Annotated in this window: 23 protein-coding genes and 1 pseudogene; 23 read left to right on the forward strand and 1 reads right to left on the reverse strand. The window is 52.7% G+C overall.

The features are described from left to right. The first annotated feature begins 13 nt into the window (after window positions 1–13). The 14 genes from OQV00_RS12340 to OQV00_RS12405 are packed head-to-tail and all read left to right on the forward strand — an operon-like array spanning window position 14 to window position 8,452. Complete coding sequence (locus OQV00_RS12340; protein ID WP_177334004.1) at window positions 14–274, forward strand: STY1053 family phage-associated protein; 261 nt, start codon at window positions 14–16, stop codon at window positions 272–274. Next, on the forward strand, window positions 243–659 hold the full coding sequence (locus OQV00_RS12345; protein WP_266280475.1) for a DUF4054 domain-containing protein: 417 nt from the start codon (window positions 243–245) through the stop codon (window positions 657–659). Before OQV00_RS12340 ends, OQV00_RS12345 begins: the two co-directional genes overlap by 32 nt. Further along, window positions 659–1,159 (forward strand): hypothetical protein, encoded by a 501-nt coding sequence (locus OQV00_RS12350; RefSeq protein ID WP_266280477.1) that lies wholly within the window; start codon window positions 659–661, stop codon window positions 1,157–1,159. Before OQV00_RS12345 ends, OQV00_RS12350 begins: the two co-directional genes overlap by 1 nt. Further along, a complete protein-coding gene (locus OQV00_RS12355; protein WP_180888635.1) occupies window positions 1,159–1,545 on the forward strand; it encodes a head-tail adaptor in 387 nt (128 codons plus the stop codon). The genes OQV00_RS12350 and OQV00_RS12355 overlap by 1 nt, the downstream gene beginning before the upstream one ends. Continuing rightward, window positions 1,538–2,080, forward strand: a complete 543-nt coding sequence (locus OQV00_RS12360) for a phage neck terminator protein (RefSeq protein ID WP_407798803.1) — start codon at window positions 1,538–1,540, stop codon at window positions 2,078–2,080. The genes OQV00_RS12355 and OQV00_RS12360 overlap by 8 nt, the downstream gene beginning before the upstream one ends. A gap of 3 nt (window positions 2,081–2,083) precedes the next feature. After that, on the forward strand, window positions 2,084–3,229 hold the full coding sequence (locus OQV00_RS12365) for a DUF3383 family protein (protein WP_266280482.1): 1,146 nt from the start codon (window positions 2,084–2,086) through the stop codon (window positions 3,227–3,229). Between the two features lie 9 nt (window positions 3,230–3,238). After that, window positions 3,239–3,682: a DUF3277 family protein gene (locus tag OQV00_RS12370; RefSeq protein ID WP_266280485.1), complete on the forward strand. Its 444-nt coding sequence runs from the start codon at window positions 3,239–3,241 to the stop codon at window positions 3,680–3,682. A 3-nt stretch (window positions 3,683–3,685) separates the two neighbouring features. After that, window positions 3,686–4,114 (forward strand): phage tail assembly chaperone, encoded by a 429-nt coding sequence (locus tag OQV00_RS12375; protein ID WP_104895376.1) that lies wholly within the window; start codon window positions 3,686–3,688, stop codon window positions 4,112–4,114. Between the two features lie 35 nt (window positions 4,115–4,149). Then, complete coding sequence (locus tag OQV00_RS12380) at window positions 4,150–4,302, forward strand: DUF6889 family protein (protein ID WP_047664957.1); 153 nt, start codon at window positions 4,150–4,152, stop codon at window positions 4,300–4,302. Then, entirely contained in the window at window positions 4,292–6,175 is a 1,884-nt protein-coding gene (locus tag OQV00_RS12385; RefSeq protein ID WP_266280489.1) for a hypothetical protein, read from the forward strand. The genes OQV00_RS12380 and OQV00_RS12385 overlap by 11 nt, the downstream gene beginning before the upstream one ends. Further along, window positions 6,175–6,750 (forward strand): phage baseplate protein, encoded by a 576-nt coding sequence (locus tag OQV00_RS12390; protein ID WP_211843479.1) that lies wholly within the window; start codon window positions 6,175–6,177, stop codon window positions 6,748–6,750. Before OQV00_RS12385 ends, OQV00_RS12390 begins: the two co-directional genes overlap by 1 nt. Continuing rightward, on the forward strand, window positions 6,751–7,053 hold the full coding sequence (locus OQV00_RS12395) for a phage baseplate plug family protein (RefSeq protein ID WP_410175198.1): 303 nt from the start codon (window positions 6,751–6,753) through the stop codon (window positions 7,051–7,053). 2 nt (window positions 7,054–7,055) lie between these two features. Continuing rightward, complete coding sequence (locus OQV00_RS12400; protein WP_266280491.1) at window positions 7,056–8,120, forward strand: hypothetical protein; 1,065 nt, start codon at window positions 7,056–7,058, stop codon at window positions 8,118–8,120. Next, the gene (locus OQV00_RS12405; RefSeq protein ID WP_266280494.1) at window positions 8,120–8,452 is read left to right on the forward strand and encodes a hypothetical protein; all 333 of its coding nucleotides are present in this window, start codon (window positions 8,120–8,122) and stop codon (window positions 8,450–8,452) included. The genes OQV00_RS12400 and OQV00_RS12405 overlap by 1 nt, the downstream gene beginning before the upstream one ends. Window positions 8,453–8,463: 11 nt before the next feature. Here the strand turns inward: OQV00_RS12405 and OQV00_RS12410 are convergent, their stop codons facing one another. Continuing rightward, entirely contained in the window at window positions 8,464–8,829 is a 366-nt protein-coding gene (locus OQV00_RS12410; RefSeq protein WP_204786991.1) for a hypothetical protein, read from the reverse strand. Window positions 8,830–9,051: 222 nt separating this feature from the next. Between OQV00_RS12410 and OQV00_RS12415 the strand changes: the two genes are divergently transcribed. The 9 genes and pseudogenes from OQV00_RS12415 to OQV00_RS12455 all read left to right on the forward strand — a co-directional run. Further along, a complete protein-coding gene (locus tag OQV00_RS12415) occupies window positions 9,052–9,819 on the forward strand; it encodes a Gp138 family membrane-puncturing spike protein (RefSeq protein WP_266280497.1) in 768 nt (255 codons plus the stop codon). Beyond that, window positions 9,819–10,172, forward strand: coding sequence for a thioredoxin domain-containing protein (locus OQV00_RS12420; protein WP_020804070.1), 354 nt, complete (start codon window positions 9,819–9,821; stop codon window positions 10,170–10,172). The genes OQV00_RS12415 and OQV00_RS12420 overlap by 1 nt, the downstream gene beginning before the upstream one ends. After that, the gene (locus tag OQV00_RS12425) at window positions 10,172–11,368 is read left to right on the forward strand and encodes a baseplate J/gp47 family protein (RefSeq protein ID WP_266280500.1); all 1,197 of its coding nucleotides are present in this window, start codon (window positions 10,172–10,174) and stop codon (window positions 11,366–11,368) included. Before OQV00_RS12420 ends, OQV00_RS12425 begins: the two co-directional genes overlap by 1 nt. Continuing rightward, window positions 11,365–12,138 carry a baseplate wedge 1 family protein gene (locus tag OQV00_RS12430; protein WP_152305760.1) on the forward strand — a complete coding sequence of 258 codons (774 nt, stop codon included), beginning with the start codon at window positions 11,365–11,367 and terminating at the stop codon, window positions 12,136–12,138. The genes OQV00_RS12425 and OQV00_RS12430 overlap by 4 nt, the downstream gene beginning before the upstream one ends. Continuing rightward, entirely contained in the window at window positions 12,138–12,764 is a 627-nt protein-coding gene (locus tag OQV00_RS27145) for a gp53-like domain-containing protein (RefSeq protein WP_266280504.1), read from the forward strand. The genes OQV00_RS12430 and OQV00_RS27145 overlap by 1 nt, the downstream gene beginning before the upstream one ends. A gap of 9 nt (window positions 12,765–12,773) precedes the next feature. After that, complete coding sequence (locus OQV00_RS12440; protein ID WP_266280506.1) at window positions 12,774–13,241, forward strand: tail fiber assembly protein; 468 nt, start codon at window positions 12,774–12,776, stop codon at window positions 13,239–13,241. A 15-nt stretch (window positions 13,242–13,256) separates the two neighbouring features. Beyond that, window positions 13,257–15,908 carry an SGNH/GDSL hydrolase family protein gene (locus OQV00_RS12445; protein WP_416309817.1) on the forward strand — a complete coding sequence of 884 codons (2,652 nt, stop codon included), beginning with the start codon at window positions 13,257–13,259 and terminating at the stop codon, window positions 15,906–15,908. 135 nt (window positions 15,909–16,043) lie between these two features. After that, window positions 16,044–16,283, forward strand: a complete 240-nt coding sequence (locus tag OQV00_RS12450; RefSeq protein WP_266280508.1) for a DNA polymerase V — start codon at window positions 16,044–16,046, stop codon at window positions 16,281–16,283. A gap of 126 nt (window positions 16,284–16,409) precedes the next feature. Continuing rightward, window positions 16,410–16,553 (forward strand): annotated as a pseudogene (locus OQV00_RS12455) (helix-turn-helix domain-containing protein); the annotation flags it as partial. Between the last annotated feature and the right edge of the window lie 64 nt (window positions 16,554–16,617).

Here is a 16,617-nt window from a genome sequence, read left to right on the forward strand (position 1 = left end):
CTAAGGAATACCGATGAAGAAAATCTATGTACTGACCGCGTTCAATTTCAACGACGGTGCGAAAATAACGCCATTCGCTGCAGGTTTCCATGATGTTGATGACGCAGTGGCAGATCACTGGTTTGTAAAAGCGCATTGCTCACCAGATGGCGAAGCGCCGGCGGTGGTGGAAGATTCGCGTATTGCTGAGTACGAAGCGCGTATCGCAGAGCTAGAAGCGCAGTTGGCGGAGGCCACCACCAATGGCAAGAAATCAAAGTCTACCGACGCCTGAGCAGTTCAGAGCAGCATTTCCGCAGTACGCTGACGAAACAAAGTACCCCACGCCAATGATTCAGATGCGCATTAATCTCGCTGATGTTCTGTTTAGCGAATCGCGGTTTGGTGAAGATATTTTCCCCTACATTATCGGCCTGTATGTCGCGCACTACCTGTACCTGTACGCCGCTGATACGCGTGGCGTTGCCGTGGGTACTGCTGGTGGTGCAAATAGCGGAGTGCAGACCTCAAAGTCAGTGGATAAGGTTTCGGTAAGCTACGATGCCAGCGCGACGCTGGACCCGAATGCGGGCTTCTGGAATAACTCCCGTCATGGGTCTGAGTTATGGGAATACCTCATGATTTTCGGTGCAGGAGCAGTTCAACTGGGGACGCCGTAATGAAAAGCGGACTCACGATACGCTCTGACAATTACGCCGATATTCTCGACGCACTGAATAAGCTGTCTGGCACCGATGTGCTGGTGGGTATTCCCGCTGGCCCTCCACGTGAAGATTCCCCACTGAGTAATGCCGAAATTGGTTACCTGCAGTCCACCGGGGCGACCGTGGAGATTGACGGCGAGAGCGTCACGCTCCCGCCACGGCCTTTTCTCGATATGGGTATAGAGGATTCTCGGGATAAAACCACCGCACGGCTGAAGCTTGCCGCACAGGCTGCGCTTGAGGGGAATTCTGGTGTGGCAGAACAGCATCTTGAAGCTGCTGGGCAGATTGCCCGTGATGCGGCAAAGGCGGTTATCGGTGACGGTGATCGACTAGAGCCTTTATCCGAAAAGACGCTTAAGCGACGTCGTGCTGCTGGTTTGAGAGGTATTAAGCCGCTGTACGCTCATGGCTTCCTGTTGCGTGCGATTCAATACGTCGTAAGGAAAAAATAATGCCTTTACTCGATGTGACAGAGGTTCTTCTGGACCCGGATTTTGTCGATCTGACGCTGGTATGTCACCGGCAGGTGCAGACGGTTGACGAAGATAATTTCTCGATCAATACGCCGCAGGATATCCCGTTCTCCGGAGTGGTGACCGTTGACCGCTCTCTGGAAGCTAAACGTATGGCCGCCGGACAGAACATCAACGGCGCAATCCTCATCGTTACTCAGTTCAGGCTTACGCAGGGTCAGCCCGGACTGGATGCTGACACAGTGACCTACCAGGGGCGCGACTATCGCGTGACGTTTGTCGATCCGTATACGGCCTACGGCGCCGGGTTCGTCCAGGCACATTGTGAACTGCTGGAATTTGACGGAGGTACGCCAGTTGAGTAACGACAGCACAACGGCGGGCTATCTGACGCCCGTCGGTGATTCGCCGCCCTACGATGAGGATCTGGAAAGGTTAATCAGTCGCTGGATACGGGGTGTGACAGGGCTGGTTGCCACGCTGGTTTACCCGCGCTGGACCGACCCGCAAAAGCAGATACCCAAAACCGGCACCACCTGGTGCGCATTCGGTATCACCGGTATTCAGGAGGACTTCAATCCCGCCTACCTGCAAGGTGAAGAAAGTACCGAACAATGGTCACATGAGACCGTGAGTCTGATTCTGTGCTTCTACGGTCCGCAGGGACTGGCGACGGCCACACGCTTTCGTGACGGTCTGCTGGTCTCGCAGAACAATGACGAGCTCAACCGGGTCGGGCTTACCTTTCTGCAGCATGGGCGGATCCTCAATCTGCCTGAACTCATCAATAACAAGTGGGTGCGCCGCTACGACATCAGCGTTGACCTGCGCCGCAAAATCATCCGCCAGTACGGCATTCAATCGCTGGTCGACGCGCCAGTGCAATATTTTGGAGAATAAAACATGGCACAGGGCTTACCTGTTTCCAATGTCGTGAACGTGGACATCATCATGTCAGCGGTTGCGGCTACGGGGCGTAACTTCGGTGCGCTCCTCATTCTGGGAACCTCAACCGTTATTCCGGTGACCGAGCGCATTCGCCAGTATTCGGCCATTGAAGATATCGGCGATGATTTTGGCGTTGATTCTCCGGAATACGAAGCGGCTACCATCTTCTTTTCACAGTCACCAAAACCGACGCTGGTTTATATCGGCCGTTGGACGAAGACGCTGGCAGATGGCGAAGATGGTACGGTGGAAACGCTGCTGCAGGCGGTTAATGCTGCGCTGCAGTATACCAACTGGTACGGGCTGGCGATTGCCGACAGTGTGGATCTTGTTGAGGCTGATGTTATTTCGGTTGCTGCTGCTATTGAGGCATCCAGCCTTAGCCGCGTTCTGGCCGTAACCACAGATGACGTGAACGTGCTGGTGGCCGGTAACACCGATAACATCGGCTATAAGCTGAAAGCCGCCGGCTACAGCCGTACGTTCTGGCAGTACAGTTCCAGCAGCAAATATGCTGCCATCTCTGCATTTGGTCGCGCGTTTACAGTGAACTTCACCGGCAATAACACCACGATCACTCTGAAGTTTAAAAACGAGCCAGGCATCACCTACGAGACACTGACGACAGCACAGGCGTCCGCCATTGATGCCATTAACGGTAACGTCTACGTCTACTACGCCAACGATACGGCGATTATTCAGCAGGGTGTGATGGCGAACGGCGATTTCTTTGATGAACGCCATGGCCTGGACTGGCTGCAGAACTACGTACAGACCAATCTCTACAACCTGTTGTACACCTCAACCACCAAAATCCCACAGACCGACGCCGGCGTAACCCGTTTAATGACCAACGTCGAAGCGTCACTCGACCAGGCGGTTAATAACGGTCTGGTGGCGCCGGGGGTATGGAATGGTGGCCCGATCGGCCAGATTGAATCGGGTGACACGCTGACGAAGGGTTATTACGTCTACGCCGACGCGGTAGCGAATCAGGCTCAGTCTGACCGTGAAGCCCGTAAGTCACCGGTGATTCAGGCGGCGCTCAAACTGGCGGGTGCTATTCACTATGGCGACGTGCAGATCAACGTGGTGCGATAAGGAGAGACCATGAGCGGAATCTATAGTTTTATTGACGTCTCGTCATCCCTGACCGGCCCAACCGGCAGTATCGATCTGGGCTATGGCTCGGCGAACTCCGAAGAGGGTATTACGGTTGCGATGACCGAGGCAAAAAACACCATGACCGTCGGCGCCGATGGTGAAGTGATGCATAGCCTGCACGCCGGTAAGAGCGGCACCATTACGGTAACCCTTCTGAAAACCTCCCCGGTGAACAAAAAGCTGTCCCTGATGTATAACGCGCAGAGCCAGTCCTCCGCGACCTGGGGTAATAACGTGATCGTCATCCGCAACAAGGTGTCAGGCGATATCACCACCGCGCGCAGCTGCGCATTCCAGAAACAGCCGGATCACGCTAACGCCAAGGTCGGCAATACGGTGTCGTGGGTATTTGACGCCGGTAAGATTGACCAACTGCTGGGGGAGTTTTAACAGATGGAATTTGAAATCAAAGGCGTTAACTACCGTACCGCCAAACTCGACGTTTTCCAGCAGCTGAAGGTCAGCCGTAAGCTTCTGCCAGTGCTGGCCGGTCTGGTCAGTGAATTCTCTACGCTGAAGGCTCAGGCCGCCGCCGGTAACTCCGGCGCTGTGCTGGAAAGCGTACTGCCGAAAATTGCCGATACGCTGGCAGCGCTGCCGGACGACGACGTTAACGCGGTGATTTATCCGTGCCTGAGTGTCGTTTCCCGCCAGCACGAAAAGGGCTGGGCGAAAGTCTTCGATCAGGGCGTGCTTATGTTCGACGATATCGACCTGTTCACGATGCTGCAACTGGTGGCGCGGGTGGTCGCCGACAGTCTGGGAAATTTTTTGAAAGAACTCCCCGCCAGCGAAACGGCGGACCCGTCGCCGCAGGCTTAACGCTGGAATCCTTACCGGAAGGAGAAAGCTTCCTGATGCGCCCGGTGGAAGCCGGGTATATCCCCTATACCGCACTGAAGGACGGGTCAGTCGACCTGGCTGACATTGCCCGCATGAATGACTGGCTGGACCTCAAAGCCGATAACGACTACCGCATAGCGAAATGGAGAGAGGACAATGAACGCTGAAACGCTCAAGGACTTTCTGATCTCGCTTGGGTTTAACGTTGACGAGGCTGGCGCCAGAAAATTTGATGCCGTGGTTGCCGGGACGACGCTGAAGGCGATTGAGCTTGGCACCAAAGTTGAACTGGCCGCTGCGTCGGTCGTGGCCTTTACCGCCAAAATCGCCAGCAGCCTCGATAACCTTTACTGGGCTTCCCAGCGCACCGGCGCGACGGTGCAGGGCATTAAACAAATCGGGTATGCCGTCAGCCAGATGGGCGGCAGCGTGGACGCCGCCCGAGGCTCTCTCGAAAACCTGTCACGGTTCGTGCGTAACAACCCCGGCGCTGAAGGCTTCCTGAATCGTCTTGGCGTGCAGACCCGTGATGCTAAAGGCAACATGCGGGATATGGCCAGCATCTTCACCGGCGTCGGCCAGCGTCTTAACAGCATGCCTTACTACCGCGCTAACCAGTACGCGCAGATGCTGGGTATTGATGAAAATACCCTGATGGCAATGCGTCGCGGTATCGGCCAGTTCAGTGCCGAATATACCGCAATGGCGAAGGCGATCGGCTATAACGCTGATGCGGCTGCCGTCAGCTCAAACAAGTTCATGACCTCGCTGCGTTCCTTCGGGCTGATGGCCGGTATGGCGCGGGACAAAATCGGGTCCAGTCTGGCCGATGGTCTGGCGGGCTCGCTGGACCGCCTGCGGCGCCAAATCCTGGATAACTTCCCGAAAATCGAAGGGGCAATCACCGCGACGGTTAAGGGTATCCTCTGGGCTGGTGAAATGGTCGGTAGGGTTATTTACCGTCTTATCCAGTTAGGGGAAGGTATCAGCAACTGGTGGGATTCTCTCGATAAACAGTCTCAGGAGTTGATAGAACTGCTTGGTGCGCTTACCGCCGCGTGGTGGCTGCTGAACCGCGCAATGCTGGCTTCTCCGATTACGTGGGTGCTCGGGCTGGCTGCTGCTGTAGCGCTGCTATGGGAGGATTACCAGACATGGAAGGAGGGCGGGAAAAGCCTGGTTGACTGGGGTAAGTGGAAGACTGAGATCGATAACGCAGAGAAGTTCATTAAGTCGCTGCGTAATACGATTTCTGACCTTACCAACTCCATCTCAAAGCTGCTTGGCATAGACCCTAAATCCTGGTCGCTGAAATGGGACTTCGACAACTTCATCATGCAGATGGGGGAGTTCAGCAAGATGCTGAGCATGATCGGCGATCTACTGAATGCCATCAACGAAGGAAACTGGAGCGAAGTGAAGCGCCTGGGTATCGCAATATGGCAGCAGGGCAAGACGCCAATTGCGGGAGAAGGAGAGACCCAGACGAGCATTGTTCATGGCGCCAATATCCAGCCGGATATTCCGGGCGGGACGGGCAATACTCTGGCTGATCGCAACAACAATCCCGGCAATATCCGCCCCGTGGGCGGCGGTGGCTTCCGTACCTTCGAGAACGCCCTCCGCGGCTGGACAGCCATGAAAAACCAACTGATGCGCTACTTCACAGGGAAAACAACCGGGCGCCGCCTGCAGACCATCATGGATATCGTCAGCACCTGGGCTCCAGCGGGCGATAATAACGACCCGCAGCAGTACGCCCGACAAGTAGCAGGATGGATGGGGGTGTCGCCGACGGCGGCGCTTAACCTGTCCGATCCAAATACGATGGGTGCCCTTATGCAGTCAATGGCCCGTAAAGAGGGCTATTCGAACTGGAACAGCCCACTGGCTCATCAGGCGGCTGGTGCACAGGTTCAGCAGCAGAACACCTACAACATCTACGGCGCAAACGCTCAGGAAGTCGGCCAGGAAGTCGGGCGCCGGCAGCTCGAAGCGAACGCCAGGGTGTTGCGGGTTAATCAAAGCGGGGCCGGCTGATGGATATTCTTTCTACGCTGTTTCAGCAGCAAAGCAGGAAAATCGGGCTGATCGTTCCTAGCGTCGTCATTTCTGAAAAGCACAATGACACGCTGGAAATCACCGAACACCCGGTAGAGGTCGGCGCTGCAATTTCCGACCACGCCTACCGCCGCCCGTCAGAAGTGGTTATGCAGGTCGGCTTTGCTGGTGGTGGATCTCTGCTCGACTTTCTTGATACCACCTCTTTCGGGTTGAGCGCTGGTCTTAGCCCGAAAGAAACGTATCAGGAACTATTGGACCTGCAGAACAGCAGGGTGCCTTTCGATGTGGTGACCGGTAAGCGGATTTACTCCAACATGCTGATCCGCGCGCTGGAGGTCACGACCGACAGGACGTCAGAAAATGTGTTGTCTGCGGTGCTTACGCTTCGCGAGGTCATTATCACCAGCACGACCACCACGCAGGTAGCAGCCAAAGAGGACATGAAACTGGGGGCGAATACTTCGGCAGTACAGAACTCAGGAGTTAAAACGCCGACGGCGAAAAATGAGTCTCTGTTAAGCCGGCTGGCTGGCTACGCAACTGGAGGATAAATGGCCGTATCAGAAATCCCGCTATCACCAGAAAATCAGGCGTTTTCTATATCACTGGCGGGGCAGAGCTTTCAAATGGCGGTTACCTGGCGTGCTGCGTTCTGGTGCCTGGACATCATGGACAGCAACGCTGCCGACCTGATTAAGGGCATACCGCTAATCACCGGGGCTGATTTGCTGGCGCAATACTACTATCTCGGGCTGGGATTTTCGCTTTATGTCGGCTGTGATAACCCGGCAAACGAAAACCCCACTGAAAGCGATCTCGGAATAAACAGCCATCTTTACGCGGTAACGGAGTAACCATGTCACAGAACTGGATGCGGCATTTTGAGCTGCAGCTTGTCGACTCGAAAGGCAACGCTACCGATTTCGGTAGCTTCAAGGTCACTTTTACCATCGACTGGTTCAATCTGAGCAGTGAAACGCGGGTAGGGACCTTCAAGGTGTATAACCTGGCCGCTGATACCGTTAACCGGATTGTTGGTGATGAATTTACCCGTATCCGGGTAATTGCCGGTTACGATGGGGTTGCAGCAGATGTTTCCGCCAGTCAGGTCGGTACAGCGCGAAGGGTAAACCCCGATGATGTGGGCCAGATGGACGGGCGGAACTACGGGCTAATCTTTGATGGCGAGATACGCTACACCATCACCGGCAAAGATAACCCCATCGATAGCTTTGTGCTGATTCAGGCTGCCGACTCAGACCGGGCATTTGCAACCTCGATCACGACGCAGACACTTGCGGCGGGCTATACGGTTGCAGATGTCAATGCGGCACTGATGAACGATTTCAATGCAAAAGGCGCGACTGAGGGAAGCACTCCTGCTATGCCCGCTACGGTCTTCCCACGTGGGCGGGTGCTGTTTGGCATGACGCGTCACCTGATGGATAACGTTGCCGAACAATGCCAGGCTGACTGGATGTTTGTTGATGGTAAACGCGAGATGGTGGCGAAAAACGAAGTGGTTCACGATGCTATTAAGCTGAACAGCGCTACCGGGCTGATCGGCATGCCCCAGCAGACCATCGGCAGCGGCGTTAACGTCCGTTGCCTGATTAACCCTAACATCCGCGTTAATGGGCTGATAGAGCTGAATCAGGCTTCGGTATACCGCACTGTGCTGGGTAATAACGATATCGCCATGACGCAGGGGCGCATCACCGACCAGAATAACAACGGCAATATCACCGTCGAGGGTACCACTGCGCAGCCGGCGAGTATTGCGACCGACGGCGTTTATATTGTCCGCGGCATTATGTACACTGGCGACACAAGGGGCCAGGCGTGGTACATGGACATGATGTGTGAAGCGCGTGGCGCGATGGATCTTGTTTCCTCATCAGCGAGGGAAAGAGGGCTTTAATGAAAAGTTTCTGTTTGGCGTTGTTCGTGGTGATTTCAACCCCAGCTATGGCTGCAATTCAGTGTGGCAATTATGTGATGACCGGTGATGGAATGACCGTTATCAACGGAGAAACAGTCACATCTCAGAAGATAAAATTTTTGGGTAAGAATGGCGACTACGCGAACATGAAAATGGACATGGGCCTTATGCCTGCGCGTGATGGTAACAACTATGGCTTTGAGTTTGTTAAGCGCAACGGAAAGGCATTCCTCAACGTCCAACTTCTACAAAACAGCATGGATGCACCAAAGATCATCGGGTCTTTCCCCTGCAAAAAGGTGCCGGATTAACCGGCACAGGGCTACTCTTCTTTGATCCTAATTTCCTCTTTAGCCTCACTGAAGAGCTTAAACAATTCTTGCTCATTAAGGTTGCTTGCCTCAATCTTATAGTTGCCCTTGTGAATGGTTATCTTTTTACTGTGTTTTGCTCGAATCCACGCGGCCACGACGGCAGCCAGGCTATAACAAACATCTTTATTTTGAATAAACTCAAAAACATACCCAATTATTACTGAAGTGGTAGACCCTACCATAGGCGCAGAGTCACCAACGCGGGCTATAACACTTCTACTTCTATCATTTTCTTGGATAACCTGTTCAATGTATGGGGTGAGTTCCTGACCCGAGCTTTTTGAGAGGCGCAAATTGAAAACTGATTTGGTCATAACGTTTGGTGGCTCCATTAGAGATAGATGGAAAGCTATTTGGTCGCTCAGCGGCACTCTATTAGCTTTAGTTTTTTATAAAGAAGCTCAAATTGTGCTTAAAGACTTTGAGGTACAAAGTGCTACCCAAAAGGTTTACCACCAATAAGTTATTGTTTATATCCTGATATTTGATCAGTAACCCGCCTTCGAGCGGGTTTTTTAATGCCCGGAGTAAAGCAAATGGCAGTATCCGATAAAACCCGTAGCGGTGCGCTGGCGGAGGTTCTGGCGTCAGAGCGAAAGACGATTAGTGAGCAAATACGCGTAGCTCTGCCAGGCATTATTCAGTCGTTTGATCCTGGTGATGATAACAGACCTCCCACTTGTGTTGTTCAGCCGGCGATCCGCTACATCGAGCGTGACAACGACGGTAACAAAGAAACGAAGGATTACCCGCTGCTGGTGGACGTTCCTGTCATATTCCCCCGCGGTGGCGGCTGTACGCTGACATTTCCCGTTAAAGAAGGTGATGAATGCCTGGTGATATTTGCCGACCGCTGCATTGATTTCTGGTGGCAGAGCGGGGGCATACAGGAGCCGGTAGACGGACGCATGCACGATTTATCGGATGCCTTCTGTATTGTCGGCCCGCAGTCGCAGGCAAAGAAAATCAGCGGCATTAGCACTACGGCCACGCAGCTGCGTACCGACGACGGATCGGCATTTATTGAAGTGGCAGCAGGTCATGACGTCACCGTTAAAACGCCGGGTAAATTGACGGCCAGCGCTGACGGCGGCACGGAAATAACCTCTCCTGAAATCATCCTTAACGGCAACGTGACGATCAACGGAAATCTGTCGCAAGGAATGGGTGAGAGCGGAGGCTCTGCGACGATGCACGGCCCGGTAACCGTAACCAACGACGTGACTGCAGGCGGTAAGAGCCTGATGACGCACACGCATGGTGGGGTTGAGCATGGTAACGACAGCACCGGGGGGCCTGAATAATGCGATACCGACGTGAAGACGATGACGGTGATTACACCTTTGGACAGGGTGATGATACCTGGCTGGTAAACTCTCCTGAGGCCGTAGCGCAGGCCATTAAAACGCGATTTCTGCTCTGGTACGGTCAGTGGTTCCTCGATACCACAGAGGGAACACCCTGGATTCAGTCAGTCCTCGGAAAACAACGACCAGATACCTACAACCTGGCTATCCGCCGGCGCATTCTGGAAACGCAGGGCGTGAGCTCTATCACCGAATTTAACACCGAAGTTGACGGCCGCACGCGCCGTGTAACGTTCACAGCAACGGTAGAAACCCTCTACGGGACAACCACAGTAACCTCGGAGGCGTAATGTCTTTGGACCTCGATACACTCGGCTTATCGGCAACGGTAACCGCTGAGGGGATAAGTGCGCCAGACTATCAGACCGTGCTGGATACTATCACCGGCTATTTCCAGCAGATTTATAGCAGTGATGCCTATCTCGATCCTGACAGCAAGGACGGCCAGATGGTGGCGCTGGTGGCTCTGGCCATTCATGACGCGAACAACACAGCCATTTCGGTTTACCGTTCGTTCTCGCCGGCGACGGCCCTGTCAGATGCACTGACGAGCAACGTCAAAATTAACGGCATTACCCGGCGTGCAGCGACTAATTCGACGGTCGATCTACTGCTGACCGGCACTATCGGCACGACCATCACAAATGGTTCGGTACGCGACACAAACAGTGTGGTGTGGAATCTGCCGGCGACGGTAGTGATTGGCTCTGATGGTACCGTGGTGGCGACGGCCACGTGTGCGAATGCTGGCGCCGTAGCTGCGGTGGCGGGGTCGGTAAATGGCATCAACACGCCGACGCGTGGATGGTCTTCGGTGACTAACCCTCTGGCGGCCACGGTAGGTGTCGCTGCTGAGATGGATGCGCAGCTACGCGTAAGGCAGGCGCAAAGCGTCGCGCTGGCCTCTCTCACGCCGTTTGACGCGGTAGATGGTGCGATAGCAAATATCAGCGGCGTAACACGACACAAGCTGTATGAGAACGATACAGATAACACTGATGCAAATGGCCTGCCTCCGCATTCAATCGCTGCCATTGTCGAAGGTGGTGATGCGACGGTCATTGCGAACAGTATTCGTGGTGTGAAAGGGCAGGGCGTAACGCCTTACGGTAGCACGGTAATTGTTGTGCCTGATAAGTACGGAAATCCTCACCCGGTTGGTTTTTCGAGGCCAGTTGATGTACCCATTTACGTCAAAATCACCATCACCCCTCTTACTGGATATACCTCACAGGTAGGTGACGAGATAAAAGCAGCCATCGCTGCATATATCAACTCGTTGGCGATTGGTGCCAGTGTGCTGCTGAGTCGCATTTATTCCCCGGCAAACCTGGGCGTAGTCAGTGGGGGGAATGCTCGTTACTACGATATAACCGAACTACTGATCGGGACGTCTGCCGACAGTGTAGCCGCGGCGAATGTGTTTATCGCTTTTGACCAGTCAGCATCCTGCACCGTCAGCAATATCAAGCTGGTGGTGCCATGAGCAAATACACAGATCGGATTACTAACTACCACGCCGGAAAACCGAAGTTCTTCGCGCACGTTGACCTCTCTACCAGGCCTCTCACCGACGTTTCGACTGCTGTCGTCGGTCTCATTGCTGATTTTGATATTGACACCGCAGTGGGCGTTCAGCTTGACGCTGTCGGTGAGTGGGTGGGGCGTTTTCGTCGCGTAGCAACGCCTGTCTCTGGGATTTATTTTTCGTGGGATACGGAGCGCGTGGGATGGGATCAGGGTGTCTGGCAGGGGCCCTATGACCCGGACGACGGATTTATCGATCTCAGTGATGAGATATATCGGCTGATGCTCAAAGTGAAGGTGGCGATAAACAACTGGGACGGCCGGAATGATTCTCTGCCTCCGATTCTTGATGCAGCCCTGGCGGGCTCAGGGATCCGCATGGCTATTGTCGATAACCAGGATATGTCGATCTCTATCTGGATACTCGGCGACCCCGCGGTCGCGATGAGTGAGATTGACCGGTTAATCCTGGATAGCGCTGTCAACAAAGGGCCGTTTATCACATTGCCAGCAGGATATGTGCCATCGCGTTATGACGTCAATCCGATTGACCAGGTAAACAGTGAACTCTGGTGGGCGATTCAGAATGGTTATATGACGGTAAAGGCCGCTGGGGTTCGTGTTCGTGAAATAGAAACCGTCAGCGACGGATATCAGTTTTTTGGCTTCGACATCGAAAATGACTATATCGCAGGTTTTGACCGCGGGTCATGGGGAGAGAAATTTTAATGGCGACTAACGATTTTAAACCCTTCGCTATAGGCAGTGGGGCAAACGTATTATCGCAGGCCGACTATGAGGCGCTGTCGGCCTTGGCCTCCGGATTTCTTTCCGGTAAAGCTTTATCCGCGCAGGTGAATAAAGTTTTGCGGCAATCGTCTTTTGTATCTTCGGCAATTGCTCAATTTATTTCATCCACGCTAAACAAGGATGTCCTGGATAATGGTAATGAGTCCGCGTTTGTCACGGATTTCACTAATGCCTTGCGTGAAGATATTACGAATAATCTTTTGCCGGTTTTTGTCAATCAGACTAATGGATATATAGCACTCCCGGCTTTACTTGGTGGTGTAAAAAAAACATTTTACATCCAGTTTGGTACCTTCACTGGGACGACCGATAGTGTTGGTAACAATGGGGTTTACGAAAATTCCAACATTAACGTAGCATGGCCTGTAACATTTCCAAATGCAGTTCTTGCAGTAATAACCGGTGGGTCGTCTGATGTAGGGGGTGTTGGCATGCAGGAAATGGCGTGGAGTTTAGCTAAAAGTAAAACTGCTGGCGTATTTGGTGTGCAGTGCCGGGCTCCAAATGCATCAATGACTGGCACTTATATCTCAATTGGTTATTGATGGGGTGATATGTTATTTTCTGAATTAAATCAATCGTTCTATTTGCCCGGTATTGATTACGGTGACGATTTTCCCATAGATGCCGTAGAAATTAGTGAAGAAGAATATCGACGTTTTTACCTTTCTATAAATAATGGTTGCAGAGTTTATCTAAAAAATAAAAAATTTGAGATAAGCGATAAAATACCAGGCAAGTACCATGACTGGGATGCAATCTCTCTCTCATGGATAATTAAAGAAGAGAGCAGGATTAAGATGGTTTCTGATTTAATTAACTCAAGACTTCAGAAGAAGCAAAGCCTTATGGCTTCTGCATCCAGTGCAATCGCCCCTCTACAGGATGCTGTAGATATTGGCATTGCAACTGACGATGAAAAAACAAACCTCGACAAGTGGAAGAACTACAGGGTTGCTTTAAACAGACTTTCAGTTACATCCACTAATGATGTCGATTGGCCTGCCATTCCTGAATTTTAAAATCTGGTGATAAAAATGGGTGAATATAATACGGGAAACCCTGTCCCGTCTTCTGCTATGCCTGATGCATGGGATAACAATGCAACAATTGATGGGTTTGTTAACTCACCTGAATTAACTGTGATAACAAGAACCGGAATAGAGCACGACACGTTATCCGGGATTCAGAAGAAGGCCGACGATCAGCGCGAACAAATGGCAACTGATGGCGCAGCCGTGGTAGATGCAACCCGCCAGAACCTGATCCCACTCAGTAAGCAGTACCAGACGCTGGCGGCAGCCCAGGCAGACATTGCCAATATCCCGGAGGGCTCAACCACGTATTACCGTAGCCCGGATGATAGCGCGCTGGCTGTTGAGGTAATCAACAACGGCGGGACGTTGCAGCCAACCGGGCGGAAAATGCCGTCTCAGTCATATCTGGATTCCGTCAGCACGGTGACCGGGCAGATTTATTCTGATACAGGGCGCGGTTCGCTGGTAATTAACTATTTCGACAAAGCGCGGGCTACGGATGGTTTTGCACTCGGCACAACCGGTTCTCTTGTGGCCAATGCAGCTTATTACGCGAGTGATATGATCCCCGCGCTGGGTAACACGCAGTACGTGTTTGCCGTTAACGTTTCGCAACTGGCATTTTATGACTTGCAGGGCACCTTCATTTCCTATGTTGCAGGTGCCACTGCTGGTGCTGCATTTACCACGCCAGCCAGAACGCGTTATATCCGCTTCTCACAGACCCTGAGCACAGGAAAGAATGCTCAGATGCTGCTAAAAGGCACTGTTGTACCAACTGATTATGTCGGCGCGGGACTTGTCGATCCTTTCTCGGCCAAACGTACCGCACTGACTCAGGCGATTGATATCAGTTCACGTGCAAACGCTCTGGTTAGGAATCTTTTTGATAAAAACCGGGCTAACGACGGGTATGCACTCTCGACTAATGGCAGCCTGACAGCTAACGCGGCATATTTCGTTACTGACTACATTCCGGTGCTACCAGGAGAAGCTTACATACTCTCATCCGGCACGCAGGTGTTGTGCTTTTACGATCCGGACCTGAGCAAAACGTCAAACATCACTGTCGCTGCAGCAACTTCTTTCACCGTGCCTGCTGGTTCTTATTACCTGCGCTTCCAGAGCACGCCATTGACTGCTAAAGACTCACTGATGGTTATTCGCGGAACATCGCTACCGACATCGTATGTAGGGTTTGGTGCGTTGACTACTGCGGAAGCCACCGCAATCACTCAGTCAATCAGCTGGGGAATAGCGGACGGCACTCTGGCTGCCATACGCAATATGTTCAACAAGGATGTTGCGCTGGATAATTACGCACTGGCAACGAGCGGAACACCCTATGCCTCTAATAACTACTTTGTTACCGGCTGGATACCTGTCAAGCCATCGCAGCAATACATCATGAACGCTGCCTCAGGCGTTGCCGTATTCTTTGATGCCAATAAAGCTAAAGTTTCAAACGGAACTATCGCTAACGGTACCGTATTTACCACGCCCGCTGGCGCGGCATTTGTCCGGTTTCAGGTTCTGGGTCTGACCGTTAAAAACACACTGATGATGGTTGAAGGCACTGTACTCCCTGCGAGCTATCTGTCGTTTGGTTCGCCAACATCGACGTATGTCGATACCCAGGCTTTAACCGTAGCCCGGTCAGTGGCGCTGTCATTACAGCCCCAGCAGGTCAATTTGTTTGATAAATCGCTGGCCATGCTGGATACGGCCGTTTCATACCAGACCGGCGGCACGTCGGCAGCGGCCGGGTATTTTGCCACACCTAAAATGATGGTCACACCTGGAGACTGGTTCGTTTCTACGTATGGATCGGGTGGCGGCGCGTTCTATAAAATTGACGGCACGTTCCTCAGTGGATTCCAGAACCTGGTTGCGAACACCCCCTATGCAGTGCCTGAAAATGCCTACTACGTGCGGTTTCAGGTTTTAGGCCTGGCTCGATTAGAATCCCTGATGGTGAGTCCCGGCCAGACCGTGCCATCCGGGTATGTCCCGTTCGGAGGTAAAACCGCTACGTTACCCTGGCAGGGTAAAAAAATAATCTGGCTGGGTGACAGTATCACCAATAACCGTCTGTATGAACCGTATGTTCTGGCAGGGACCGGCATGACGGAGTTAGCTAACTATGGTGTTCCGGGTCAAACCGTGCGCACCATGGCCGACTCGCTCACCGCCGAGACTATCGCGAATGCTGATTTTATTTCTATCCTCGGGGGGACCAACGACTACGGCGGCAATGTCAGGCTGGGGACCATCGCAGACGCGACCAGTGCCTACGATGAAACGGCAAACGGCAGGTCGTTTTATCACAACGTTTTCTACGTGCTGGATAAAATCTATACGCTGAAACCCTCGGTACGTGTGGTGTTTAGCACGCCAATGAAACGGGGTCAGACCGATGGGCAGAGTGTCGTTTATCCGGCGGCAAATGCCGCTGGTTTTTTTCTGGAACAATATGTGCAGGCCATCAAGGACGTTTGTTCAATGTTCTCGGTCCCCGTCTGCGACCTGTTCAATAATTCAGGGATAAATCTCTACAATCTGTCGATTTACACAAACGACAACCTGCACCCCAATGCGGCCGGTTCTGCGTTGCACGCCCGTCCTATGATTGCAAAATTTAACTCAGCGTAAATGGGCGTCATTTAAAGGTTCATTTTAATCAAAATGTTGCGCCTGCCATGAAAATTGATAGGCGCAACCTCTCTTGATCTGCCTTCTCGCTAAAATCACTGTATGTAAATACAGTGTAATTGAGAGGCTCAGAACATGCCGCGTCTATACGAAATCGAAACAGCCTGCCGGGCGGCGATAGTCATCGAGCCCAATGGCAGGCGCATCATCACAACGCGCCGATTCCTGGCGGAGCTGGAGAAGGTAAACTGGCACTGGTCACCACGGCAGGCCAATCAGTGGATAGAGGGATACGTGACGACATTCCGTGATGTTTCCACGCAAGAGGGAGACGATCGGACGTTCCAGTTATTCAACCCGAACGGAGGGCTGTGATGGGCTTTCCTTCTCCAGCAACTGACTATATCGAGCGCAGGATAAGTATTACCAGTCTGTGCAACCTTGGTGCCAATACGCTTGTAGTTGAAACCAGCGACGGCTACGCAGTCATTGATGTGTCCCGGCGGCCGCAGGCGGGTGATGACCACTGATGTTGTCGAGCGGGCGCGACGAATGCTGGAGAACGGAGCCATACGGCAGCAGGTGGCCAACGTGATCGGCGTAGGGGTTAAGACGGTTTACAAATATTTTCCGGTAGGCGAGTGAGGTAGGGTGATAGCCCTGTTTGATAAAAAAAATCCCCGGAGCAGGCACACTCAGGGGAAAAAAC

This window comes from Klebsiella sp. DY2415 (assembly GCF_026314315.1).
Classification (GTDB): domain Bacteria; phylum Pseudomonadota; class Gammaproteobacteria; order Enterobacterales; family Enterobacteriaceae; genus Klebsiella; species Klebsiella ornithinolytica.